Origin of the sequence: Pseudomonas sp. NFACC24-1 (assembly GCF_900115235.1) — a bacterium.
Taxonomy (GTDB): Bacteria; Pseudomonadota; Gammaproteobacteria; order Pseudomonadales; family Pseudomonadaceae; genus Aquipseudomonas; species Aquipseudomonas fluorescens_AA.
On record NZ_FOVS01000015.1, the window covers coordinates 101,555 to 124,630 of the forward strand.

Below are 23,076 nucleotides of genomic sequence, written 5' to 3' on the forward strand. Positions count from 1 at the left end.
CGCGGCCTGAGGAGAGAAGTGCATGACGCAAGTCACGGTGAAACAACTGGCCGATGAGGTCAAAACACCGGTAGAGCGCCTGTTGCAGCAGATGCGTGAGGCAGGTCTGCCGCACACCGCCGCCGAGGAACATGTGACCGACAGTGAGAAGCAGTCCCTGCTGACTCACTTGAAGAGCAGTCACAAGGCTAAAGTGGAAGAACCGCGCAAGATCACTCTGCAGCGTAAAACCACCAGCACCCTGCGTGTTGCCGGTAGCAAAAGCATCAGCGTTGAAGTACGCAAGAAGAAAGTCTTCGTACAGCGCAGCCCGGAAGAAATCGAAGCCGAGCGCAAACGCGAACAGGAAGAACGTCGCGCAGTGGAAAATGCTGCTCGTCAGAAGGCTGAAGAAGAAGCCAAGCGTCGCGCCGAAGAAGAAGCGCGCCGTCAGCCTGCTGCTGCGCAAACCGCTCCGGTAGAAGCCGTCGAGGCTGTTGCCCCGGTCGCCGAACCTGTGCGCGAAGCCGCACCAGTCGTGGCACCGGCGCCGGCTCCAGCCGATACTCGCAAGCGCGATGAACAGCGTCGTCCGGACAAACCGCGTGCCGACGACAACCGTCGTGGCAGTGGCGATGGCGAGCGCAAGAACGCGCCTCATCGCGCATCGGTCAAGGAAAAGGCTCCAGCACCTCGTGTTGCGCCACGTACCACCGACGAGGAAAGCGATGGCTTCCGTCGCGGCGGTCGCGGCAAGGCCAAGCTGAAGAAACGCAACGCCCACGGTTTCCAGAGCCCTACCGGCCCTGTCGTGCGTGAAGTGAAGATCGGCGAGACCATCACTGTGGGCGATCTGGCCCAGCAGATGTCGGTCAAGGCTGCTGAAATCATCAAGTTCATGTTCAAGCTGGGTACGCCAGCCACCATCAACCAGGTACTGGACCAGGAAACTGCCCAACTGGTTGCTGAAGAGCTGGGCCACAAAGTGACCCTGGTCAGCGACACCGCCCTGGAAGATTCCCTGGCCGAGTCCCTGAAGTTTGAAGGTGAGGCGGTTTCCCGTGCACCGGTCGTGACCGTCATGGGCCACGTTGACCACGGTAAAACCTCCCTGCTCGACTATATCCGTCGTGCGAAGGTAGCAGCAGGTGAGGCTGGCGGTATTACCCAGCACATCGGCGCCTACCACGTTGAAACCGACCGCGGCATGGTGACGTTCCTCGACACCCCGGGTCACGCCGCGTTTACCGCAATGCGTGCCCGTGGTGCCAAGGCGACCGACATCGTGATCCTGGTGGTTGCAGCGGACGACGGCGTCATGCCGCAAACCATCGAGGCCGTTCAGCATGCCCAGGCAGCTGGCGTGCCGCTGGTGGTTGCAGTGAACAAGATCGACAAGCCGGGCGCCGATCTCGATCGCATCCGCAGCGAACTGTCGGTCCACGGCGTGACCTCCGAAGAGTGGGGTGGCGACACTCCATTCGTTCCGGTCTCGGCGAAGATGGGTACCGGCGTTGACGAACTGCTCGAAGCCGTTCTGTTGCAAGCCGAGGTTCTGGAACTGACCGCTACGCCTTCGGCTCCTGGCCGTGGTGTGGTTGTTGAATCGCGCCTCGACAAGGGCCGTGGCCCGGTGGCGACCGTCCTGGTCCAGGACGGTACCCTGCGCCAAGGCGACATGGTGCTGGTTGGTTCGAACTACGGCCGTGTACGTGCCATGCTCGACGAGAACGGCAAGTCCATCAAGGAAGCCGGTCCGGCTATTCCGGTCGAGATCCTCGGCCTGGACGGCACCCCGGATGCTGGCGACGAGATGAGCGTTGTGGCTGACGAGAAGAAAGCCCGTGAAGTGGCTCTGTTCCGTCAAGGCAAGTTCCGCGAAGTCAAACTGGCTCGTGCACACGCCGGCAAGCTGGAAAACATCTTCGAGAACATGGGCCAGGAAGAGAAGAAGACGCTCAACATCGTCCTCAAATCCGACGTCCGTGGTTCGCTCGAAGCGTTGAACGGCGCCTTGAATGGCCTGGGTAACGACGAAGTGCAAGTGCGTGTGGTCGGCGGCGGTGTCGGTGGTATCACCGAATCCGATGCCAACCTGGCACTGGCCTCCAACGCTGTACTGTTCGGTTTCAACGTGCGTGCCGATGCCGGCGCTCGCAAGATCGTCGAGCAGGAAGGCCTGGATATGCGTTACTACAACGTGATCTACGACATCATCGAAGACGTCAAGAAAGCGTTGACCGGTATGCTGGGCAGCGACGTGCGGGAGAACATCCTGGGCGTGGCCGAAGTTCGCGACGTGTTCCGTTCGCCGAAGTTTGGCGCCATCGCCGGTTGCATGGTGATCGAGGGTGTCGTTCACCGTAACCGTCCGATCCGTGTACTGCGTGAAGACATCGTGATCTTCGAAGGCGAGCTGGAATCCCTGCGCCGCTTCAAGGATGACGCTTCCGAAGTACGTGCCGGCATGGAGTGCGGTATTGGCGTCAAGAGCTACAACGACGTCAAGGTTGGCGACAAGATCGAAGTCTTCGAGAAGGTCCAGGTTGCTCGCAGCCTCTAACTCGCGCACTTCAAGAGCCGCACCGGGCAGTCGCATGAACATGCACTGCCTGGCTGTCGGACTCTAAACGCAACGCCCGGTCTGGCTTTTGCCAGGCCGGGCGTTTGCCGCTTTCAGACCTCGCGGGTTTCACCGTGGGGCAGTAACAGGTAACAAGACATGGCAAAAGAATACAGCCGTACCCAACGAATCGGCGATCAGATGCAGCGCGAGCTGGCCCAACTGATCCGTCGCGAAGTCAAAGACCCGCGCGTCGGCCTGGTCACCATCACCGCAGTGGAAGTCAGCCGTGACGTCGGTCACGCCAAGATCTTCATCACCGTGATGGGGCAGGACAGCGCCGAAGAAATCGCCCAGAGCATCAAGGTGCTCAACTCGGCCGCCGGCTTCCTGCGTATGCAGCTGGCCCGGGAGATGAAGCTGCGCAGCGTCCCACAGTTGCACTTCCACTACGACGAAAGCGTCGCACGGGGTGCGCATCTGTCGGCACTGATCGAGCGCGCCGTGGCGCAAGACAGCCAGCACTCGGTTGCGGCTGACCCCGAAGACACCAAGGAGTAATCGGTGGCTCAGGTCAAACGTATCCGTCGTAACGTCAGCGGTATCATCCTGCTCGACAAGCCGCTGGGGTTCACCTCCAACGCGGCGTTGCAGAAGGTTCGCTGGCTGCTCAATGCTGAAAAGGCCGGGCACACCGGTAGCCTCGATCCCCTGGCCACTGGCGTGCTGCCGCTGTGCTTTGGCGAGGCGACCAAGTTCTCCCAGTACCTGCTCGATTCCGACAAGGGTTACGAAACCCTGGCGCAACTGGGCAAGACCACCACCACGGCGGATGCCGAAGGTGAGGTTTTGCTGGAGCGCCCGGTGACCGTTGGTCAGGCGGATATCGAAGCGGTCTTGCCGGGTTTTCGCGGGCAAATCAGCCAGATACCGCCGATGTACTCCGCTTTGAAGCGTGATGGGCAGCCGTTGTATAAACTGGCCCGTGCAGGCGAAGTAGTGGAGCGCGAACCGCGTTCTGTTACTATTGCGCGCTTGGAATTGCTGGCCTTTGACGGTAATACTGCACGGCTGGCCGTGGATTGCAGCAAGGGCACCTATATCCGGACCCTGGTGGAGGATATCGGTGAGCAGCTCGGCTGTGGCGCGTACGTGGCAGAATTGCGACGGACCCAGGCCGGACCTTTCACGTTGGCCCAGACGGTCACGCTGGAAGAGCTCGAAGCGGTGCATGCCGAAGGCGGCAACGAAGCGGTCGACCGTTTCCTGATGCCATCGGACAGCGGGCTGCTGGATTGGCCGCTCTTGCAGTTCTCGGAACACAGTGCGTTCTACTGGCTCAACGGCCAGCCGGTACGCGCCCCGGATGCGCCGAAGTTCGGCATGGTCCGGGTACAGGATCACAACGGTCGTTTCATCGGTATCGGTGAAGTGAGCGAAGACGGGCGCATTGCGCCGCGTCGACTGATTCGGTCGGAATGACCGGAACCAGCCTGCGTAACAGCAGGTTGGCGAGTGTGGCTGTTAACAGGCACGGTCACTACTCATTTATAGATACAGGGATTTGTCCCTGGCCTGTTGAAGCTGTTTCCTCGGAACAGTTTCCTGACTAAAAGGATTGCCTCATGGCTCTCGACGTTCAAGAAAAAGCTCAAATCGTAGCTGACTACCAGCAAGCTGTTGGTGACACTGGTTCGCCAGAAGTGCAAGTTGCACTGCTGACCGCCAACATCAACAAACTGCAAGGTCACTTCAAGGCCAACGGTAAGGATCACCACTCCCGTCGTGGTCTGATCCGCATGGTAAACCAGCGTCGTAAGCTGCTGGACTACCTGAAAGGCAAGGACGTGAGCCGTTACAGCGCTCTGATCGCTCGCCTGGGTCTGCGTCGCTAACAAGCGATTGCGCTAGAGGTTGGTGGTCTGTCGGGCGTCAGTGGGTTTCCCGCTGGCGCATGGCAGGCTCCCAGCCTCAAGTTTTATCTGGATTACACGTTTTACCCTGGACAGGCGTCGGGCCGATTCCCGTCATTGCCCAAGAATTTCGCAAGAAGACAAGTTCCCCAAGAGCCACAAAGAAGGTAGGACACCGTGAACCCGGTAATCAAAAAATTCCAGTTCGGTCAGTCGACCGTTACCCTCGAGACTGGCCGTATCGCCCGTCAGGCCTCCGGCGCAGTGCTGGTCACCGTTGACGACGACGTCAGCGTATTGGTGACCGTTGTCGGTGCCAAGCAAGCCGATCCAGGCAAGGGTTTCTTCCCTCTGTCTGTCCACTACCAGGAAAAGACTTACGCTGCCGGTAAGATCCCTGGCGGTTTCTTCAAGCGCGAAGGCCGTCCTTCCGAGAAAGAAACCCTGACTTCCCGACTGATCGACCGTCCGATCCGTCCGCTGTTCCCAGAAGGCTTCATGAACGAAGTGCAGGTTGTCTGCACCGTCGTGTCCACCAGCAAGAAAACCGATCCGGACATCGCTGCGATGATCGGTACCTCGGCTGCCCTGGCCATCTCCGGCATTCCTTTCGATGGCCCGATCGGCGCTGCCCGCGTCGCGTTCCACGAAAGCACCGGCTACCTGCTGAACCCGACCTACGAGCAGTTGAAGGCTTCGAGCCTGGACATGGTCGTGGCCGGTACTTCCGAAGCGGTGCTGATGGTTGAATCCGAAGCCAAAGAGCTGACCGAAGACCAGATGCTGGGCGCCGTGCTGTTCGCCCACGACGAGTTCCAGGTGGTGATCAACGCCGTCAAGGAACTGGCCGCCGAAGCCGCCAAGCCAACCTGGACCTGGGCTCCACAAGCCGAAGCCACCGAACTGCTGGGCGCGATCCGTGCCGAGTTCGGCGAAGCGATCTCCCAGGCCTACACCATCACCGTCAAGGCCGACCGTTATGCGCGTCTGGGCGAGCTGAAAGACCAGGTCGTTGCCAAGTTGTCCGGCGAAGAAGGCCAGCCATCGGCCGCTGAAGTGAAAGCTGCTTTCGGTGAAATCGAATACCGCACCGTTCGCGAAAACATCGTCAACGGCAAGCCGCGTATCGACGGTCGCGACACCCGTACCGTACGTCCGCTGAACATTGAAGTCGGCGTCCTGCCCAAGACCCACGGCTCGGCACTGTTCACCCGTGGCGAGACCCAGGCCCTGGTCGTCGCGACACTGGGCACCGCCCGTGACGCGCAACTGCTGGACACCCTGGAAGGCGAAAAGAAAGACCCGTTCATGCTGCACTACAACTTCCCGCCGTTCTCGGTGGGCGAGTGTGGTCGCATGGGTGGCGCCGGTCGTCGCGAAATCGGTCACGGCCGTCTGGCCCGTCGTTCGGTCCAGGCCATGCTGCCAGCCGCAGACGTGTTCCCGTACACCATTCGCGTGGTATCGGAAATCACCGAGTCCAACGGTTCCAGCTCCATGGCTTCGGTCTGCGGCGCTTCCCTGGCCCTGATGGACGCTGGTGTGCCGATGAAGGCACCGGTTGCCGGTATCGCCATGGGTCTGGTGAAAGAAGGCGAGAAATTCGCCGTCCTGACCGACATCCTGGGTGACGAAGACCACCTGGGCGATATGGACTTCAAAGTGGCCGGTACCGCCAAGGGCGTCACCGCACTGCAGATGGACATCAAGATCAAGGGCATCACCGAAGAGATCATGGAAATCGCCCTGGGCCAGGCCCTGGAAGCGCGCCTGAACATCCTCGGCCAGATGAACCAGATCATCGGTCAGTCCCGTACCGAGCTGTCGGAAAATGCTCCGACCATGATCGCGATGAAAATCGACACCGACAAAATCCGTGATGTCATCGGTAAAGGCGGCGCGACCATCCGTGCGATCTGTGAAGAAACCAAGGCTTCGATCGACATCGAAGACGACGGTTCGATCAAGATCTTCGGCGAAACCAAGGAAGCGGCAGAAGCAGCACGCCAGCGCGTCCTGGGGATCACCGCGGAAGCCGAGATCGGCAAGATCTACGTCGGCAAGGTTGAACGCATCGTCGACTTCGGCGCGTTCGTCAACATCCTGCCGGGCAAGGACGGTCTGGTTCACATCTCCATGCTGAGCGATGCTCGCGTCGAGAAAGTGACCGACATCCTCAAAGAAGGCCAGGAAGTGGAAGTGCTGGTACTGGACGTGGACAACCGCGGCCGTATCAAACTGTCCATCAAGGACGTCGCAGCAGCCAAGGCATCGGGCGTTTAATCACCCCGTCGCCTGACCGCTGAACAAGCAAACGCCCCGACTGGTTCGGGGCGTTTTGCTGTGTGACGAAAATCCCGGCCAGGCAGGTTGCCTGGCCACCTGAGACGGTGCTAGTTTTAGCCACCGCCCGTGTAGCTCAGTCGGTAGAGCAGCGCACTCGTAACGCGAAGGTCGCAGGTTCGATTCCTGTCTCGGGCAAGATTTCCCCCTCGTTATTTCACCTTCCTGCTCAGTTCCTCGACCGTGCGTTTGAGCTGGTCCATCTCTCTATCCTGATCGCTGAGTTCCCGTTTCAGGGACGAAATCTCGCTGTTGCTCGAACTTGAACTGGAGCCGCTATTGCGCTTGAGTTCTTCCACTTGCTTGCCAAGGTCGTTCAGGTCGCGTTCCTGTTCCTTGATGGTGCGCTTGAGCTCGTCAATCTCCTTGCTGCTGGATGAGGAGCTGGACCCGCTGTTGCGCTTGAGTTCTTCGATCTGACCAGCCTGTTCGCTGAGGGCGCGCTTCTGGTTTTCCAGTTCGTCGGTGTTGTTCTTCACGCTTTTCGGCAGGCTTTCCAGGACGCTGGCGCTGACATCGGTCTTGACGAGCTTGTACTTATCGGATTGGTCGTAATGAAGGGCGGGAATAAAGTCGTGATAAGACGGCCCATCGGAGGAGACCTCAACCGCCGCTTGAGCAACGTCAGTCAAGGTCAGGCTGCCAAGCAGCAAAGTCGCGGTGGCAAGTTGGATCGACGAGCGTTTCGAAAAGCTGCGCATCACTGGGGTTCCTTGTGAAGTGCCGGTGTGGCACATGGCTATGACTGGTTATTTTGACAGATGTTCCACAGCGCGCAGCGCTTCTTCGACCCAGGTTTTTTTGTGAGATAGATGTAAAGAACCGTGTAAATCGTCGGCAAAACGTCCTATATTCGTTGCCTGCATGCGCATCGCCCAGCAGTTTTCAGATGATCCCCGAATGGTTCTGAAGGCCAGATAAACCGGGCTTCACACGGTTTTTTGCGTCAGAGAGATCCTTGATGATCCAGATCCATCTTCCATTCCCCCGATCAACGAGAACGCCATGACTGTTAAAGAATTGACCCAGGAAGCCAGGCACGAAGAAGCGCTGAAGAAGTACGTGCTGGATGCGCCCCAGTTGCTGGAAGAGATCAAGGACTTGTCCGCCGACGATCAGAAAGACCAGATCCAATGGGCTTTCGAGGACGAGGCCGAAGCCCAGGGGCTGCAACCCTGGGAGTTGACGCTCAAGTACACCAGCACGCCTGAAGAGTTCGAGGCGCAGCGCCTTGCGTTGCACAAGGAAGCGGCCGAGGTGCTGGGTGTGGAATGGGATGAGTACTGCGAGATGAACAATCTGGTGGTTTAACGGCAGCTACAAGCTACAAGCTACAAGACAAGCGCGGAACAGCTTGAAGCTTGTAGCTTGCGGCTCGAAGCTGCTCAGATACTGAGACGCATCGACAGATCCACCGCCTTCACATCCTTGGTCATCGCGCCGATCGAGATGTAGTCCACCCCGGTCTCGGCAATCGGGCGCAACGTGCTTTCGTTGATCCCGCCGCTGGCCTCCAGCTTTGCCTTGCCGCCATTGAGGCGCACGGCTTCACGCATGTCGTCCAGGCTCAGTTCGTCAAGCATGATGATGTCGGCATCGGCCGCCAGTGCTTCGTTCAATTCCGCGAGGCTTTCCACTTCGATTTCCACCGGTTTGCCCGGTGCGATCTTGTGGGCGGCCGCGATGGCCTGGGCGATTCCGCCGCAGGCGGCGATGTGGTTTTCCTTGATCAGGAACGCATCGTACAGGCCGATGCGGTGGTTATGACAGCCACCGCAGGTGACCGCGTACTTCTGGGCCAGGCGCAGCCCGGGCAGGGTCTTGCGGGTGTCCAGCAGCTTGACCTGGGTCCCGGCGACAAAGTCGGCCAGGTAGCGGGCTCGCGTGGCGACGCCCGAGAGCATTTGCAGGAAGTTCAGGGCGCTGCGTTCGCCGGTCAGCAGCGAGCGGGCAGGGCCCTCCAGGTGGAACAGCGCCTGATCGGGGCTGACCCGGTCGCCGTCGTGCACTTGCCAATGCACCGCGACACGCGGATCCAGTTGCCGGAACACGGCATCGACCCAGGCCGTGCCGCTGATGATCGCCGCGTCGCGGGTGATGATGGTGGCCTTGGCCAGGCGTTCGGCGGGGATCAGTTGCGCGGTGATGTCGCCGCTGCCGATGTCTTCCAGCAACGCACGGCGCACGTTGGCTTCGATTTCGGCGGTCAGATCGGCGAGGCGTAGATTCGGCATAACGGGCTCCACAAACAAAGTGGCCCGATTATAGGGTGTCGAAACCTGCATTTGGTCGCGTCCTCGCAACATTTCCTCATTTTCCCGGTCACTTATTGCGCCGTATTTCGAGCTGGATCACAGAGTCTGCTGGTGCGACAGGGTTGTTTTGCCCGATAATCCGCCTTTCGATTGACGCCATAGCTTTGACGTCGCGAGCCGAAAACCGTTTCAGGAGGCCAGGATGCACAACGACGGGAATGTAGTGCCTTTACACAAGGTGCCTACCGATCAGGCGAGTCGTTCGCCGCTCGCCCGCCTGCCTGTGATTCTGCTTCAGGTTCGCGACAAGGCCGCCCAACAGTTGCGCCTGGGCTTGCAGGGGCTGTTCGATAACGCCGACGACACCTTGTTTGAAATGGCTGACCGGGCGCGCGACGACGTCGAGCAGAACCTGTACTTCGAGGCCATGCGGGACCTGCGCCTGAAGCGCAAAAGCATCGAGCGGGAGTTCATCGAGCAGTTTTTCGAGACCTTCGTCAGCCTGGCCCAGTACGACCTGACCCACGCCAGCCTGGCGCCCGCCCTGGCACCGGACGGCCAGACCCAGCGTTCCCACGATGAGCTGGAACGTCATCTGGCGGTCGAGGCCATGGTCACTCGGGTGCTCAGGCGCGATGGCGTGTCGCTGGAGCAACTGACGGCCCGGCTCGGTGTGCTGTTGGATCGACCGCTGGCCAACCAGTACAACCCCCTGAGCCCGGCACTGCTGTGCGAAAAGTTCCTGCAGGCCGGGCGTAACCTGGGCGTGGGCATCAAGGTCAAGCTGATCCTGCTCAAGCTCTTCGAGCGTTATGTGCTCAGCGAGTGCGACCAACTCTATACCGAGGCCAACCAGTTGCTGGCCGCTACGGGCATCTTGCCGGAGCTCAAGGTGACCCCGGCTCGCCGGGCGTCGGATCGCTCCGAGGATGCCCCCAGGCCCAACGCCGAAATCGCTGCCAAGCCCAGCGATGCCGAGGTCGATGACAGCGTGCAGGAAGTGTTCGCCGCCTTGCAGAAGCTGTTGATGCAAGTGCGTGGCAGTGTGGCGCCGACCCTGGAAGCCAGCGCGCCGCCTCAACCGATCTCGACCCGTGACCTGCTGCGGCTGCTCTCGCACTTGCAGCAGTACGTGCCAGCGCCTGCCGTGCAGGACGAATTCGACCTGCGTAGCCAACTCGAACAACTGTTGACCCGGGTCAGCGTCAGGAGTGGCAAGTCCCGGGTGGTCGAAGGCGCCGATGAAGACGTGATCAACCTGATCTCGATGATGTTCGAATTCATCCTCGACGACCATAACCTCCCGGACTCCTTCAAGGCCCTGATCGGCCGCCTGCAGATCCCGATGCTCAAGGTCGCGGTGCAGGACAAGAGTTTCTTCAGCCGCGGCAATCATCCGGCCCGGCGGCTGCTGAACGAAATCGCCGCCGCCGCCATGGGCTGGGGCGATTGCGACGATCATCAGCGCGATAGCCTGTATTTGCGCATCGAACAGGTCGTGCAGCGCCTGCTGAATGATTTCGTCGATGACCCGGCGATTTTCTCCGAGCTGCTGGCCGATTTCCTGGCCTTCACCAGTGACGAGCGGCGCCGCAGCGAGTTGCTTGAGCAACGTATCCGTGACGCCGAAGAGGGCCGGGCCAAGGCCGAATTGGCGCGCCAGCGCGTCGAAGGGGCGCTGAACCAGGTGATGCTGGGCAAGGTCTTGCCGCAAGCTGTGGTGGAGTTCGTGCAACACGCCTGGAGCCAGGTGTTGTTGTTGACCTGTTTCAAGCACGGCAAGTATTCCGCCGAGTGGCAGGCCGACGTCCTGACCCTGGAGCATTTGATCTGGAGCGTCCAGCCCCATGACGAGCCCGACGCGGGCCTGCGTTTGCTGGCGATGGTGCCGGAGCTGCTCAAGGCCCTGCGTGAAGGCCTGAGCCGTTCGGCGTTCGACCCGTTCGCCACCAGCGAGTTTTTCAGTGAACTGGAAGTCCTGCATGTGCAGGCGCTCGAACGCACGGGCCAGGCAACGGATCAGGACCAGCCGTTCGATTCGCCGGCCATGGTCGAGGTGCTGGAAAAAATCGTCCTGCGCCCTCCGCAAAAAACGGCGGGGGAGAGCGTGGCGGTGCATTTGCCGGCGGATGATGTCGGCTTGCTGCAGGTCGATCAGTTACACCTGGGGAGCTGGGTCGAGTTCCAGGAGGACGATGACAATACCCTGCGTTGCAAACTGGCGGCGATCATCGAGGCCACCGGCAAATACGTCTTCGTCAATCGCACCGGCCTCAAGGTGCTGGAGCACAGCCGCACCAGCCTGGCCCTGGAGTTTCGGCGCGGCGCGGCGCGGCTGTTGGACGACACCCTGTTGTTCGACCGGGCGCTGGAGTCGGTGTTGGGCAATCTGCGCCAGCTCAATCGCGGCAAGTGATCGCGCAGCCCGGTCCGATCACGGCATACTGGCGGCATTCACCGTCGTCATCGAAGGAACCTGTATGCAGTTGGACTCCGCGAGCGGTTGGTGCGAAGGGGTGCGTCATTGCCCGTCGCCCAACTTCAATGCGCGCCCCGAGGGCGAAATCTCCCTGCTGGTGATCCACAACATCAGCCTGCCCCCGGCACAATTCGCCACCGGCAAGGTGCAGGAATTCTTCCAGAATCGTCTGGATGTCACGGAACATCCCTACTTTGCCGGTATCGCCGACCTGCGGGTGTCTGCGCATTTTCTGATCGAGCGTGACGGCGCCGTGACCCAATTTGTCTCTTGTCTGGATCGTGCGTGGCATGCGGGCGTCTCGTGCTTCGAGGGGCGTGAGACCTGTAACGATTTTTCCCTGGGCATCGAGCTTGAGGGCACGGATGATCTGCCATTCACCGACGCGCAATATGTCGCATTGGTGGACCTGACCCGGCAGTTGCAAGCGGCGTTCAGGGCGATCACTGTGCAGCGTATCTGCGGGCACAGCGACATCGCACCGGGGCGCAAGACCGATCCGGGACCGGCATTCGACTGGGCGCGCTATCGCGCGGCCCTGACAGAAGGGGAAGGACAATGAGTTTTCTGGTGTTGCTGCTGGCCGTCTGGATCGAGAAATTCTCGGCCTTGCGCCAGCGGGTCCAGCGCGACGGCGGCTGGCTGCGCGAGCTGAACAAGCTCGAGGCGAGCCCACGGTGGGTCAACCGACCTTGGCTGGTGCTGACAGTGATGGTCCTGCTGCCCGTGGCCCTGCTGGCGCTGCTTTTGTGGGTGCTGGAGCCGGTGGCTTATGGTTTGCTGGCGCTGCCGGTGCATTTGCTGGTGGTGATTTACAGCCTGGGGCGCGGTGATCTGCTGGCCGCCCTCGGACCGTTTCGCGACGCCTGGCGTCGGGAGGACCTGCAAGCGGCGGCCCATGTGGCCAAGCGCGACCTGGACATTGAGGCCGATGACGGTGAGCAATTGCTGGAACGGGTCCAGGGGCATTTGTTGTGGCAGGCCTACCAGAGCTTTTTCGCAGTGATTTTCTGGTACTTCGTGTTGGGTCCGGTCGCGGCCTTGAGCTATCGACTGCTGGCGCTGGCCGCCGAGCACAGCCAGAACCCCGGCGTGGCCGAGCGGGCCGCACAAATGCGCCATGCCTTCGATTGGGTGCCGGTGCGGTTGCTGGCGGCAAGCTTCGCCCTGGTGGGCAATTTCGTCGCGGTCAGCCGGGTCATGCTGCATGAGCTGTTGAACTGGAACATCAGCGCCGCCGACCTCATCGACAAGGTCGGCCTGGTGGCTGGCGAAATCCCCAGGCCCGTCGCCGGGCCGGATGGCATCAATAGCCTGGACCGCCTGTGGGAGTTGCTGCTGCGTGCGGCGGTGCTCTGGTATGCCGGGTTTGCGTTGTGGACGGTGTTGGCATAGGAACAGCAAGGTCACGCCGTTGTGGCGAGGGTGGCGAGGGGATTTATCCCCGCTGGGGCGCAGAGCGGCCCCTGGCAATTCTAAGCCTTGAATCAATGGGTCTGCTTCGCAGCCCAGCGGGGATAAATCCCCTCGCCACAAAGGGCAGGTCGCTCGTTAACCTTAAGTTACAAATCTCCCCGCCGATTTAGGCTATACAGGGACAGCGCCCGAATAGTGGCTTTCTGCTGTCTCCGTGCGCGAGCTCATAACAATAAGAACACTACCGGGAGGCTTCCTTGTGAAGAGTTTGCTCTGGCCCGCCGTCGCGCTGATGAACCGCCTGAGCTTCGGCATGAAGTTCAGCCTGATCAGCGTGCTGTTCCTGCTACCTATGCTGGTAACCAACTTCTTTCTGGTGCGTGATTCCTATCGGGAATTCCAGGGCACCCACGTGGAGCTGCAAAGCCTCGACCTGCTGGGCAGCAGCCTGGCCCTGCGCCGGGACCTGGAAACCCTCAACGACCTGGTGCAGATCAACGCCAGCCTGGGCCAGTCCGGCAAGGCAGGTGATGTCGAAGCGAAGATCGGCAGCCTGGAACAACAGGTTCTTGCGCGCCTGCAAGGCATGACCGCCATGGCCATCGAGCCTGAGCAGGTCGGTTCCTTCGAGGCCAAGCGCGATGAAATGATCGGTGCTTTCAAGGCCCAGCAGGCGGAAAACTCCCTGCAGAGCAAAAGTGCGCTGATCGGCAAGTTGCTCAACAGCGCCCAGATGTTCAGCCAGATCATCGCCAGCCAGGCGGGGCTGAGCCGCGACAACCAGAGCGACATCCGCCAACTCAGCGAATTGATCATCGGCACCACCCCCAAGGTCACTCAGATCCTCGGCGATGGCCGGGCGCTGGGCGCGTCCTCGTTGGGGCTGGGGTTTCTCAATTCGGCATCGAGCACCCGCTTCGACGAGTTGCTGGCGCAGATCGAAAAGCTCCAGGGCGAGTACGACTTGAAACTGCAGGACGCCCTCGGCTCCAGCAAGGCCGCCGGGCAAAGCCTTGGCGCCCAGGCCGAAGGTAGCAAGAGCAGCCTCAAGAAAGCGTCTGAGCTGATCGAGGAGCAAGTGGTGATGGCCGACACCCTCGATGCACCGTGGCCGGCGTTCTTCGAGCAGGTCAGCGGCCTGATGGAGCAGACTTATCGGCTGAACGAGGCGACCCAGGGTTTTCTCGGTGTGCAGTTGCAGCAGCGGCTTGAGCAGAATCGTAGCCATATGGTGCTGCAAGCCGTGGCGCTGGTGGCGGTGTTCCTGTTGATTTTTTACCTGTACGCCGGCTTCTACGCGTCGACCCGCACCACCCTCCAGCACCTGGGCCAGATGATGGACAAAGTGGCGGCGGGGGACATGACGGTCAATTTCGTGGCGCGCAGCAAGGATGAGCTGGGCGAATTGGGTGAAGTGTTCAACGGTACGGTGGCGAAGATCCATGACCTGATCGAACAGGTCAGCCGCACCGTCGCGGAAGTCGAACGCCAGGCCGGGCGGGTGGAAACGGTATCGGCCCAGAGCAACCAGGCCGTCGCTGGCCAGCGCAGCCAGATCGAACTGGTGGCCACGGCGATGAACCAGATGTCGGCCACGGCCCAGGAAGTGGCCCGCAGTGCCGCCGCTGCCGTGAGCAGTGCCCACAGCGTGAACGACGAAACTCTCAGCGGGCGCGGGCTGGTGGAGTCGCAGCAGGGCAGCATCGCCCGTTTGGCCAGTGAGATCGATCAGTCGGTGCAGGTGATCAACCAACTGGCGACCGACAGCCAGGACATCAGCCGCGTGCTGGATGTGATCAAGAGCATCGCCGAGCAGACCAATCTGTTGGCCCTCAATGCCGCCATCGAAGCCGCCCGCGCCGGTGAACAGGGGCGGGGGTTTGCGGTGGTGGCCGATGAAGTGCGGACCCTGGCCAAGCGGACCCAGCAATCGACCGAAGAAATCGAAGCGATGATCACCCGCCTGCACGGCGGTGTCGGTGCCGCCGTCAAGGCGATGGGTACCAGTCATGAGATGGCCAGCGGCACGGTCAGTCAATCGGAACAGGTCCAACAGGCCCTGGAAAATATCCTCGGTGCGGTCGGCATGATCGTCGACCAGAACCAGCAGATCGCCGCCGCCGTGGAGCAGCAGACGGCCGTGGCCCATGACATCGACCAGAACATCGTCGAGATCAACCGCGCCGGCGAACGCACGGCCGAAGGCGCGCACCAGACCGAAAACGCCAGCCGTGAGCTGTCTGCCCAGGTGGTGCAGCTCAAGCAACTGATCAATGCGTTTCGGGTGTAGACCATTGTGGGAGCGAGCTTGCTCGCGATAGCGGAGTGTCAGGCAAGCTGTTTTTCGACTGATACATCGCTATCGCGAGCAAGCTCGCCCCCACAGGGTTTTTACCAGTTGAACAAATTGCGGGCGTTGGCGGTGCTGGCCTCGGCCAGTCGCTCGGGCGTCACCGCCATGATCCCGGCCAGCGCCTCGCAAATCGCCGGCAAGTGCGCCGGGCTGTTGCGCTGCCCCGGGAACATCGCTGGGGCCATGTCCGGTGAGTCGGTTTCCAGCACCACCGCATCCAGCGGCAGTTTCGCCAGCACCCGGTGCATGCGCAGGGCCTGAGGCCAGGTCGCCGCACCGCCGAGGCCGAGCTTGAAGCCGAGCTTGATGTACTCGCGGGCCTCCTCAAGGCTGCCGGCGAACGCGTGGATGATCCCCGCCCGGGTGGGGGGGATGCGCTTGAGGGTCGCGATCACGGCGGCATGGCTGCGGCGCACGTGGATCAGTGCCGGCAGCTCGAACGCCACGGCCAGTTCCAACTGCGCTTCGAACAGCGCTTGCTGGCGGTCACGGTCCAGGGTCTCGATGTAATAGTCCAGGCCGATCTCGCCCACTGCACACAATTGCCGGTGCCCGGCCAGGCGGCTCAGCCAGTCGCGCAACAACGCCACGTCGTCGGGTCGATGCTGGTCGAGGTACACCGGGTGTAGGCCCAGGGCGGCATGCAGGTCCGGGTCGCTTTGCACCAGGTCCCAGACCCGCTGCCAATTGTCCCGGTACACGCCCAGCACCACCATTTGCCGCACGCCCAAGGCGCGGCTTTCGGCCAGCAGCGCCGGGCGGTCCGCGTCGAAGTCCGGGAAGTCCAGGTGGGTGTGGGTGTCGATCAACTCCATGCATCAATCCTGAGAAAACGTCAGCCCTGGTGGATCCGCTGCTTGAACGTCCGGGCGATGGCCTGCACGCCAGGCTGGTAGTCATCGTTTTCGATGGCTGCCAGGGCCAGTTCCAAGGCCTTGTCGGCGATCAACTGATGTTGTTGGGACATGGCATTGACCGGCAGCGGCAGGAAGTCCAGCAACTGCGTGTCACCAAACGTGCCCAGGCGCAATGGCCGCGACTTGAGCGGGAAATCATGCAGGGCGTCGAACACCCCTTGCAGCAGCACATAGGACGTCGTGATCAATGCATCGGGCAGATGCCCCAGGCGCGCGAGCATTTCATCCATCAACTGACGGCCGCATTCACGGCTGAACGACTCGCCCTGCTCGATCAACACCTGGCCCTCGAACCCGGCCAAGGCTTCGCGAAAACCTGCGGCCCGTTCCTGGCTGATGCTCAACTCGGGACGGGCGCCGATCAAGGCGATTTGCCGAGGGTGGGTCTCCAGCAGGCTGCGCGTCAGGTGCAGGCTGGCCTGGCGGTCGTCGCTGATTACCGAGCAGAAATGCGCCGGCTCCATCACCCGGTCGATGGCGATGATCGGAATGCCCTTGGCCTGCAGCTGCTGGTAGCTGTCGTCGCCGGCCGGCAGGCAGCTGGCGACGATCAGCGCATCGCAGCGCCGGGCGCGGAACAATTGCAACAGTTGCCGTTCACTGTCGGGCGCATCATCGGAACTGGCGATCAGCAACTGATAGCCCCGTGCCCGTGCGCCTTGTTCCAGCAACTTGGCGATGCGTGCGTAACTGGGGTTTTCCAGGTCTGGCAGGATGAAGCCCAGGGTGCGGGTGTGCCGGCTGCGCAGCCCGGCGGCCTGGGGATTGGGGGTGAAGCCATGTTCCTCGACCACCGCCCGCACCCGTTCGACGGTGGCGCTGCTGATGCGTTGCTGTTCGGCCTTGCCATTGATGACATAGCTGGCGGTGGTCACGGACACACCGGCCAATTGAGCAATATCACTGAGTTTCAACCCGGTTTTCCTTGTTTTTTCGAGTTAGCCCCGACGATAAGGGCCATCCTACCCGATTCAAGCTGACGGTTACCGTTCAAGCGCTTACGACAAGTTGCACTTCAAGGATGAGAGATTATCGAGTAACGTGCCAATCTTTCTAGATTAAACGTTTCAGCAAGCGTATTTTCAAGGCTAGCAGGATTTTTGGCCGTGCTGCCGCGATACCGCCAAAAGTTGTTCCGCAACGCTAAGCTGATTCATTCAAAACAATACCTGGCGCCAACCCGGACGCCAAAAAGGAGAAAGCATGCTCGAGCTCACTCTAGAGCAGATATCCATGGCGCAGACGGCTGTGGATAAAGACGCTGCACTGCAATTGCTCGCCGACAAACTGGTGGCCGATGGCCTGGTAGTCGAGGGTTACCTCGCTGGCTTGCAGGCCCGTGAAGCCCAGGGTTCGACCTTTCTTGGCCAAGGTATTGCCATCCCCCACGGCACCCCGCAGACCCGCGACCTGGTCTACTCCACCGGCGTGCGCCTGCTGCAATTCCCCGAAGGCGTGGACTGGGGCGATGGTCAGATTGTCTACCTGGCCATCGGCATCGCCGCCAAGTCCGATGAACACCTGCGCCTGCTGCAACTGCTGACCCGCGCCCTCGGTGAGACGGACCTGGGCCAGGCCTTGCGTCGCGCCGGTTCTGCCGAAGCGTTGCTGAAGCTGCTGCAAGGCGCGCCGCAGGAACTGGCCCTGGATGCCCAGATGATCGGCCTCGGTGTATCGGCTGATGATTTTGAAGAACTGGTATGGCGCGGTGCACGCCTGTTGCGCCAGGCCGACTGCGTGAGCAACGGCTTTGCCGGTGTGTTGCAGCAAGTCGATGCGTTGCCCCTGGGCGATGGCTTGTGGTGGCTGCACAGCGAGCAGACCGTCAAGCGCCCGGGCCTGGCGTTCGTCACCCCGGACAAACCCATCCGTTACCTGGGCCAACCGTTGAGCGGTCTGTTCTGCCTCGCCAGTCTCGGCGAAGCCCACCAGGCCTTGCTGGAAAGGCTCTGCGCCTTGCTGATCGAAGGCCGGGGCCACGAACTGGGCCGCGCCACCAGCAGCCGCAAGGTGTTGGAAGTGCTCGGCGGTGAATTGCCCGCCGACTGGCCCAGCGCGCGCATCGGCCTGGCCAACGCCCATGGTCTGCATGCACGTCCGGCGAAGATCCTCGCCCAATTGGCGAAAAGCTTCGAAGGCGAAATCCGCGTGCGCATTGTCGACGGCCAGGACAGCGCCGTGTCGGCCAAGAGCTTGAGCAAACTGCTGAGCCTGGGCGCCCGTCGCGGCCAGGTCCTGGAGTTCATCGCCGAACCGAGCATTGCCGACGACGCGTTGCCGGCACTGCTGGCCGCCATCGAAGAAGGCCTGGGCGAAGAGGTCGAACCGCTGCCGCCACCGAGTGCGCCACGGGAAACCGTGATGGCCGAAGTCGCGACCGTCATGCTGGCGCCCGAATCCGGCAGCCTGATCCAGGCCGTCGCCGCCGCCCCGGGCATCGCCATCGGCCCGGCTCACATCCAGGTATTGCAGGCCATCGACTATCCGCTGCGCGGTGAGTCGGCGGCCATCGAGCGCGAGCGCCTGCAGAACGCCTTGAACCAGGTGCGCCGCGACATCCAAGGCCTGATCGAGCGCGCCAAGGCCAAGGCCATCCGCGAGATCTTCATCACCCACCAGGAAATGCTCGACGACCCGGAGCTGACCGACGAAGTCGACACCCGCTTGAAGCTGGGCGAGAGTGCGCAAGCGGCGTGGATGGGGGTGATCGAAGCCGCCGCCAAAGAGCAGGAAGCCTTGCAGGATGCCTTGCTGGCCGAACGGGCCGCCGATCTGCGAGACGTCGGCCGTCGGGTACTGGCGCAACTGTGTGGCGTCGAAACCCCGAACGAACCCGATCAACCCTACATCCTGGTGATGGACGAAGTCGGCCCGTCCGACGTGGCCCGCCTGGACCCGACCCGTGTGGCGGGGATTCTCACCGCCCGTGGCGGCGCCACCGCCCACAGCGCCATTGTCGCCCGTGCCCTGGGCATTCCGGCGCTGGTGGGCGCTGGTGCGGCGGTGTTGCTGCTGGCGCCGGGCACATCCTTGCTGTTGGATGGCCAGCGCGGTCGCCTGCACGTGGACCCTGACGCCGCCACGTTGCAGCGCGCCAAGGAAGAACGCGATACCCGCGAACAGCGCCTCAAGGTCGCGGCCGAGCAGCGCCACGAACCGGCGCTGACCCGTGACGGGCATGCCGTGGAAGTGTTCGCCAACATTGGCGAAAGCGCCGGCGTCGCCAGCGCGGTGGAGCAGGGCGCCGAAGGCATTGGCCTGTTGCGCACCGAACTGATTTTCATGGCCCACAGCCAGGCGCCGGACGAAGCGACCCAGGAAGCCGAATACCGCAAGGTGCTCGATGGCCTGGCCGGTCGGCCGCTGGTGGTGCGCACCCTCGATGTGGGCGGCGACAAGCCGCTGCCGTACTGGCCGATCGCGAAAGAAGAAAACCCGTTCCTCGGCGTGCGTGGCATTCGCCTGACGTTGCAGCGCCCGCAAGTCATGGAAGCGCAACTGCGGGCCTTGTTGCGCTCGGCGGACAGCCGTCCGTTGCGGATCATGTTCCCGATGGTGGGCAGCGTCGACGAGTGGCGCCAGGCCCGGGCCATGACCGAGCGCCTGCGCCGGGAAATCCCCGTGGCGGACCTGCAACTGGGGATCATGATCGAAGTGCCGTCCGCCGCGTTGCTCGCGCCCGTGCTGGCCAAGGAAGTCGACTTCTTCAGCGTCGGCACCAATGACCTGACGCAATACACCCTGGCCATCGACCGTGGGCATCCGACCCTTTCGGCCCAGGCCGATGGCTTGCACCCGGCGGTGCTGCAACTGATCGACATCACCGTGCGCGCCGCCCATGCCCATGGCAAATGGGTCGGTGTGTGTGGCGAATTGGCGGCCGATCCGCTGGCGGTGCCGGTGCTGGTGGGCCTGGGCGTGGATGAGCTGAGTGTCTCGGCCCGTAGCATTGCCGAGGTCAAGGCGCGGGTTCGCGAACTGAGCCTGACGCAGGTACAAACCCTGGCCCAAGCGGCCTTGGCCGTGGGCAGCGCCGATGACGTGCGCGCATTAGTGGAGGCGCTGTAATGGCGAAGATTCTAACCCTGACCCTCAACCCGGCGCTCGACCTCACGGTAGAGTTGGCGCGCCTGGAGCCGGGCCAGGTCAACCGCAGCGACGCCATGCATGCCCATGCCGCAGGCAAGGGCGTGAACGTGGCCCAGGTGTTGGCCGATCTGGGTCATACGCTGACGGTCAGTGGCTTTTTGGGTGAAGACAATGCCCAGGTGTTCGAGACGCTGTTCGCCCAGCGGGGTTTTGTCGACGCCTTTATCCGTGTCCCCGGCGAGACCCGCAGCAATATCAAGCTGGCCGAGCAGGACGGCCGCATCACTGACCTCAACGGGCCGGGCCCGGTGGTCGATGCCGGCGCACAGCAGGCCTTGCTGGCGCGACTGGAACAGATCGCCCCCGGCCACGACGTGGTCGTGGTGGCGGGCAGCTTGCCTCGGGGCGTCAGCCCGCAGTGGTTGCAGGCATTGATCACACGCTTGAAGACACTCGGCCTGAACGTCGCCCTCGACACCAGCGGCGAAGCCTTGCGCGTTGCCCTGGCGGCGGGGCCGTGGCTGATCAAGCCGAACACAGAGGAACTGGCCGATGCGCTGGGGTGCGAGGTGGTGAGCGAAGCGGCCCAGGCGCAAGCGGCGCAGCGCCTGCATGCCCAGGGTGTCGAGCATGTGGTGATTTCCCACGGTGCCGATGGCGTGAACTGGTTCAGTGTCGGTGCGGCGCTGCATGCCTCGCCGCCCAAGGTCAGCGTCGCCAGCACCGTGGGTGCCGGGGATTCATTGCTGGCGGGCATGCTCCATGGCCTGCTCAGCGCCGACACCCCGGAACAGACACTGCGCACTGCCACGGCCATCGCCGCCATGGCGGTCACGCAGATCGGTTTTGGCATCCACGACACCGCGTTGCTGGCGTCGCTTGAACAGGGCGTGCGCGTGCGCCCCCTGACAGAACAATAAGAGGGTTCGCAAGAATGAAACTAGCCATTGTGACGGCCTGCCCGAACGGCATGGTTACCAGTGTGTTGTGCGCCCGCCTGCTGGACGCCGCGGCGCAGCGCCAGGGTTGGAGCACCAGTGTCGAGGTCCATGACGCGGCCCATCCGGAACGCCAGTTGTCGGCGGCGACTCTCGAAGCGGCGGAGTGGGTGTTGCTGGTCGCCAGCGGCCCGGTGGACCTGTCGCGGTTCGTCGGCAAGCGGGTATTCCGCAGCACACCGGCCCTGGCCCTGCAGGATGTTGATGCGGTGTTGCGTCGTGGCGCCGTAGAGGCTGAGGTTCTGGGCGAGGCAGACGCGTTCGCGCAAGCGCAAGCGCCGGCGGCGTCGGCCGAGCGTGCTCCGCGCCTGGTCGCCATCACCGCATGCCCAACGGGTGTTGCCCATACCTTCATGGCCGCCGAGGCCTTGCAGCAGGCGGCGACGAAACTGGGCTACGACCTGCAAGTGGAAACCCAGGGTTCGGTGGGGGCGCGCAATCCGTTGAGCGCCCAGGCCATCGCCGAAGCGGACGTGGTGCTGCTGGCGACCGACATTGAAGTCGCCACCGAGCGGTTTGCCGGCAAGAAGATCTACCGTTGCGGCACGGGCATCGCCTTGAAACAGGCCGAAGCGACGCTGAACAAAGCGCTGGTCGAAGCTCGCCAGGAAAGTGCGTCGAGCGGCGCCAGCGCCCCGGCCAAGTCGGAGAAGACCGGCGCCTACAAGCACCTGCTGACGGGGGTGTCGTTCATGCTGCCGATGGTGGTGGCCGGTGGTTTGATGATCGCCTTGTCGTTCGTGTTCGGCATCGAGGCCTTCAAGGAACCTGGAACCCTGGCGGCCGCGCTGATGCAGATCGGCGGCGAGACCGCGTTCAAATTGATGGTGCCGCTGCTGGCCGGCTACATCGCCTATTCCATCGCCGACCGTCCGGGCCTGGCGCCCGGCATGATCGGCGGGATGCTCGCGAGTACCCTGGGTGCCGGCTTCATAGGCGGGATCATCGCCGGTTTCCTGGCCGGTTACGCGGCCAAGGCGATCAGCCGCTACGCGCGCCTGCCCCAGAGCCTGGAGGCGCTCAAGCCGATCCTGATCATCCCGCTGCTGGCGAGCCTGTTCACTGGCCTGGTGATGATCTACATCGTCGGCAAACCGGTGGCGGGCATGCTCGAAGCCTTGACCCACTTCCTCGACAGCATGGGCACCACCAACGCGATTCTGCTGGGCGTGCTGCTGGGGGCGATGATGTGCGTCGACCTCGGCGGGCCGATCAACAAGGCCGCCTATGCGTTTTCGGTGGGGCTGCTGGCTTCGCAGAGTTATGCACCGATGGCCGCGGCCATGGCTGCCGGCATGGTGCCGCCCATTGGCCTGGGCATCGCCACGTTCATCGCCCGGCGCAAATTTGCCCAGACCGAGCGCGAGGCCGGTAAAGCGGCACTGGTGCTGGGGCTGTGCTTCATCTCCGAAGGCGCGATCCCGTTCGCGGCCAAGGATCCGCTGCGGGTGATCCCGGCGAGCATCGCCGGCGGTGCGCTGACCGGTGCGCTGTCGATGTACTTCGGCTGCAAGCTCATGGCCCCCCACGGCGGCCTGTTCGTGATGCTGATTCCCAACGCCATCAACCATGCGTTGTTGTACTTGCTGGCGATCGTGGCGGGGAGCCTGCTGACGGCAGTGGCGTACGCGCTGCTCAAGCGGCCTGAGGTGGTGGAGATGGCGTTGGAGCCGGCCAAGGCCTGATTCAATTCACACCTCCTCCTTCATGTGGGAGCGGGCTTGCTCGCGAAAGCGATGTGTCAGTTGGCAGATGTATTGCCTGACACACC

17 protein-coding genes and 1 tRNA gene are annotated in these 23,076 nt (G+C 62.3%); 14 read left to right on the forward strand and 4 right to left on the reverse strand.

What is annotated here, in order from left to right:
* The first annotated feature begins 22 nt into the window (after nt 1-22).
* From infB to BM317_RS15920, 6 genes are all read left to right on the forward strand, one after another.
* Nucleotides 23-2,542, forward strand: coding sequence for a translation initiation factor IF-2 (gene infB, locus BM317_RS15895; protein WP_060739218.1), 2,520 nt, complete (start codon nt 23-25; stop codon nt 2,540-2,542).
* Nucleotides 2,543-2,701: 159 nt separating this feature from the next.
* The gene (gene rbfA, locus BM317_RS15900; protein WP_092173287.1) at nt 2,702-3,103 is read left to right on the forward strand and encodes a 30S ribosome-binding factor RbfA; all 402 of its coding nucleotides are present in this window, start codon (nt 2,702-2,704) and stop codon (nt 3,101-3,103) included.
* Between the two features lie 3 nt (nt 3,104-3,106).
* Nucleotides 3,107-4,024, forward strand: coding sequence for a tRNA pseudouridine(55) synthase TruB (gene truB, locus BM317_RS15905; protein WP_060739216.1), 918 nt, complete (start codon nt 3,107-3,109; stop codon nt 4,022-4,024).
* A gap of 143 nt (nt 4,025-4,167) precedes the next feature.
* Nucleotides 4,168-4,437, forward strand: coding sequence for a 30S ribosomal protein S15 (gene rpsO, locus BM317_RS15910; RefSeq protein WP_011332409.1), 270 nt, complete (start codon nt 4,168-4,170; stop codon nt 4,435-4,437).
* A gap of 195 nt (nt 4,438-4,632) precedes the next feature.
* Nucleotides 4,633-6,738 (forward strand): polyribonucleotide nucleotidyltransferase, encoded by a 2,106-nt coding sequence (pnp, locus tag BM317_RS15915; protein WP_072411314.1) that lies wholly within the window; start codon nt 4,633-4,635, stop codon nt 6,736-6,738.
* A 125-nt stretch (nt 6,739-6,863) separates the two neighbouring features.
* Nucleotides 6,864-6,936, forward strand: a tRNA-Thr gene (locus BM317_RS15920).
* A 14-nt stretch (nt 6,937-6,950) separates the two neighbouring features.
* Here BM317_RS15920 and BM317_RS15925 read toward each other — a convergent pair.
* Complete coding sequence (locus BM317_RS15925) at nt 6,951-7,499, reverse strand: hypothetical protein (RefSeq protein ID WP_092475035.1); 549 nt, start codon at nt 7,497-7,499, stop codon at nt 6,951-6,953.
* 304 nt (nt 7,500-7,803) lie between these two features.
* On the opposite strand from BM317_RS15925, the gene BM317_RS15930 reads away from it, so the two are divergent.
* A complete protein-coding gene (locus BM317_RS15930) occupies nt 7,804-8,109 on the forward strand; it encodes a DUF6388 family protein (RefSeq protein WP_053181942.1) in 306 nt (101 codons plus the stop codon).
* 74 nt (nt 8,110-8,183) lie between these two features.
* Here the strand turns inward: BM317_RS15930 and nadC are convergent, their stop codons facing one another.
* A complete protein-coding gene (gene nadC / locus BM317_RS15935) occupies nt 8,184-9,032 on the reverse strand; it encodes a carboxylating nicotinate-nucleotide diphosphorylase (protein ID WP_092173293.1) in 849 nt (282 codons plus the stop codon).
* A 223-nt stretch (nt 9,033-9,255) separates the two neighbouring features.
* On the opposite strand from nadC, the gene BM317_RS15940 reads away from it, so the two are divergent.
* The 4 genes from BM317_RS15940 (at nt 9,256) to BM317_RS15955 (ending at nt 15,238) form a co-directional block, all read left to right on the forward strand.
* Nucleotides 9,256-11,469, forward strand: coding sequence for a DUF1631 domain-containing protein (locus tag BM317_RS15940; protein ID WP_092173296.1), 2,214 nt, complete (start codon nt 9,256-9,258; stop codon nt 11,467-11,469).
* Nucleotides 11,470-11,533: 64 nt separating this feature from the next.
* Complete coding sequence (ampD, locus tag BM317_RS15945; protein WP_092173299.1) at nt 11,534-12,094, forward strand: 1,6-anhydro-N-acetylmuramyl-L-alanine amidase AmpD; 561 nt, start codon at nt 11,534-11,536, stop codon at nt 12,092-12,094.
* The gene (gene ampE, locus BM317_RS15950) at nt 12,091-12,927 is read left to right on the forward strand and encodes a regulatory signaling modulator protein AmpE (RefSeq protein WP_092475038.1); all 837 of its coding nucleotides are present in this window, start codon (nt 12,091-12,093) and stop codon (nt 12,925-12,927) included. The genes ampD and ampE overlap by 4 nt, the downstream gene beginning before the upstream one ends.
* A 280-nt stretch (nt 12,928-13,207) precedes the next feature.
* Nucleotides 13,208-15,238 (forward strand): methyl-accepting chemotaxis protein, encoded by a 2,031-nt coding sequence (locus BM317_RS15955; RefSeq protein WP_092475041.1) that lies wholly within the window; start codon nt 13,208-13,210, stop codon nt 15,236-15,238.
* Between the two features lie 101 nt (nt 15,239-15,339).
* Here the strand turns inward: BM317_RS15955 and BM317_RS15960 are convergent, their stop codons facing one another.
* Together BM317_RS15960 and cra are read right to left on the reverse strand one after the other, a co-directional pair.
* Entirely contained in the window at nt 15,340-16,116 is a 777-nt protein-coding gene (locus BM317_RS15960) for a TatD family hydrolase (RefSeq protein WP_092475044.1), read from the reverse strand.
* A 20-nt stretch (nt 16,117-16,136) separates the two neighbouring features.
* Entirely contained in the window at nt 16,137-17,132 is a 996-nt protein-coding gene (cra, locus tag BM317_RS15965) for a catabolite repressor/activator (protein WP_092173314.1), read from the reverse strand.
* Nucleotides 17,133-17,421: 289 nt separating this feature from the next.
* Here cra and ptsP point away from each other — a divergent pair, with 289 nt between their 5' ends.
* The 3 genes from ptsP to BM317_RS15980 are packed head-to-tail and all read left to right on the forward strand — an operon-like array spanning nt 17,422 to nt 22,990.
* Entirely contained in the window at nt 17,422-20,286 is a 2,865-nt protein-coding gene (gene ptsP / locus BM317_RS15970; RefSeq protein ID WP_092475047.1) for a phosphoenolpyruvate--protein phosphotransferase, read from the forward strand.
* Complete coding sequence (gene pfkB / locus BM317_RS15975; protein ID WP_092475050.1) at nt 20,286-21,227, forward strand: 1-phosphofructokinase; 942 nt, start codon at nt 20,286-20,288, stop codon at nt 21,225-21,227. The genes ptsP and pfkB overlap by 1 nt, the downstream gene beginning before the upstream one ends.
* Nucleotides 21,228-21,241: 14 nt before the next feature.
* Nucleotides 21,242-22,990 carry a PTS fructose-like transporter subunit IIB gene (locus tag BM317_RS15980; protein WP_092475099.1) on the forward strand — a complete coding sequence of 583 codons (1,749 nt, stop codon included), beginning with the start codon at nt 21,242-21,244 and terminating at the stop codon, nt 22,988-22,990.
* The last annotated feature ends 86 nt before the right edge of the window (nt 22,991-23,076 follow it).

What these genes read in the sequence shown, in the direction of transcription:
- infB (WP_060739218.1), top strand. Translation starts at nt 23, where the DNA reads ATGACGCAAGTCACGGTGAAACAACTGGCCGATGAGGTCAAAACACCG.
- rbfA (WP_092173287.1), top strand. Translation starts at nt 2,702, where the DNA reads ATGGCAAAAGAATACAGCCGTACCCAACGAATCGGCGATCAGATGCAG.
- rpsO (WP_011332409.1), top strand. Translation starts at nt 4,168, where the DNA reads ATGGCTCTCGACGTTCAAGAAAAAGCTCAAATCGTAGCTGACTACCAG.
- BM317_RS15925 (WP_092475035.1), bottom strand. Translation starts at nt 7,499, where the DNA reads ATGCGCAGCTTTTCGAAACGCTCGTCGATCCAACTTGCCACCGCGACT.
- BM317_RS15930 (WP_053181942.1), top strand. Translation starts at nt 7,804, where the DNA reads ATGACTGTTAAAGAATTGACCCAGGAAGCCAGGCACGAAGAAGCGCTG.
- nadC (WP_092173293.1), bottom strand. Translation starts at nt 9,032, where the DNA reads ATGCCGAATCTACGCCTCGCCGATCTGACCGCCGAAATCGAAGCCAAC.
- BM317_RS15940 (WP_092173296.1), top strand. Translation starts at nt 9,256, where the DNA reads ATGCACAACGACGGGAATGTAGTGCCTTTACACAAGGTGCCTACCGAT.
- ampD (WP_092173299.1), top strand. Translation starts at nt 11,534, where the DNA reads ATGCAGTTGGACTCCGCGAGCGGTTGGTGCGAAGGGGTGCGTCATTGC.
- ampE (WP_092475038.1), top strand. Translation starts at nt 12,091, where the DNA reads ATGAGTTTTCTGGTGTTGCTGCTGGCCGTCTGGATCGAGAAATTCTCG.
- BM317_RS15960 (WP_092475044.1), bottom strand. Translation starts at nt 16,116, where the DNA reads ATGGAGTTGATCGACACCCACACCCACCTGGACTTCCCGGACTTCGAC.
- ptsP (WP_092475047.1), top strand. Translation starts at nt 17,422, where the DNA reads ATGCTCGAGCTCACTCTAGAGCAGATATCCATGGCGCAGACGGCTGTG.
- pfkB (WP_092475050.1), top strand. Translation starts at nt 20,286, where the DNA reads ATGGCGAAGATTCTAACCCTGACCCTCAACCCGGCGCTCGACCTCACG.
- BM317_RS15980 (WP_092475099.1), top strand. Translation starts at nt 21,242, where the DNA reads ATGAAACTAGCCATTGTGACGGCCTGCCCGAACGGCATGGTTACCAGT.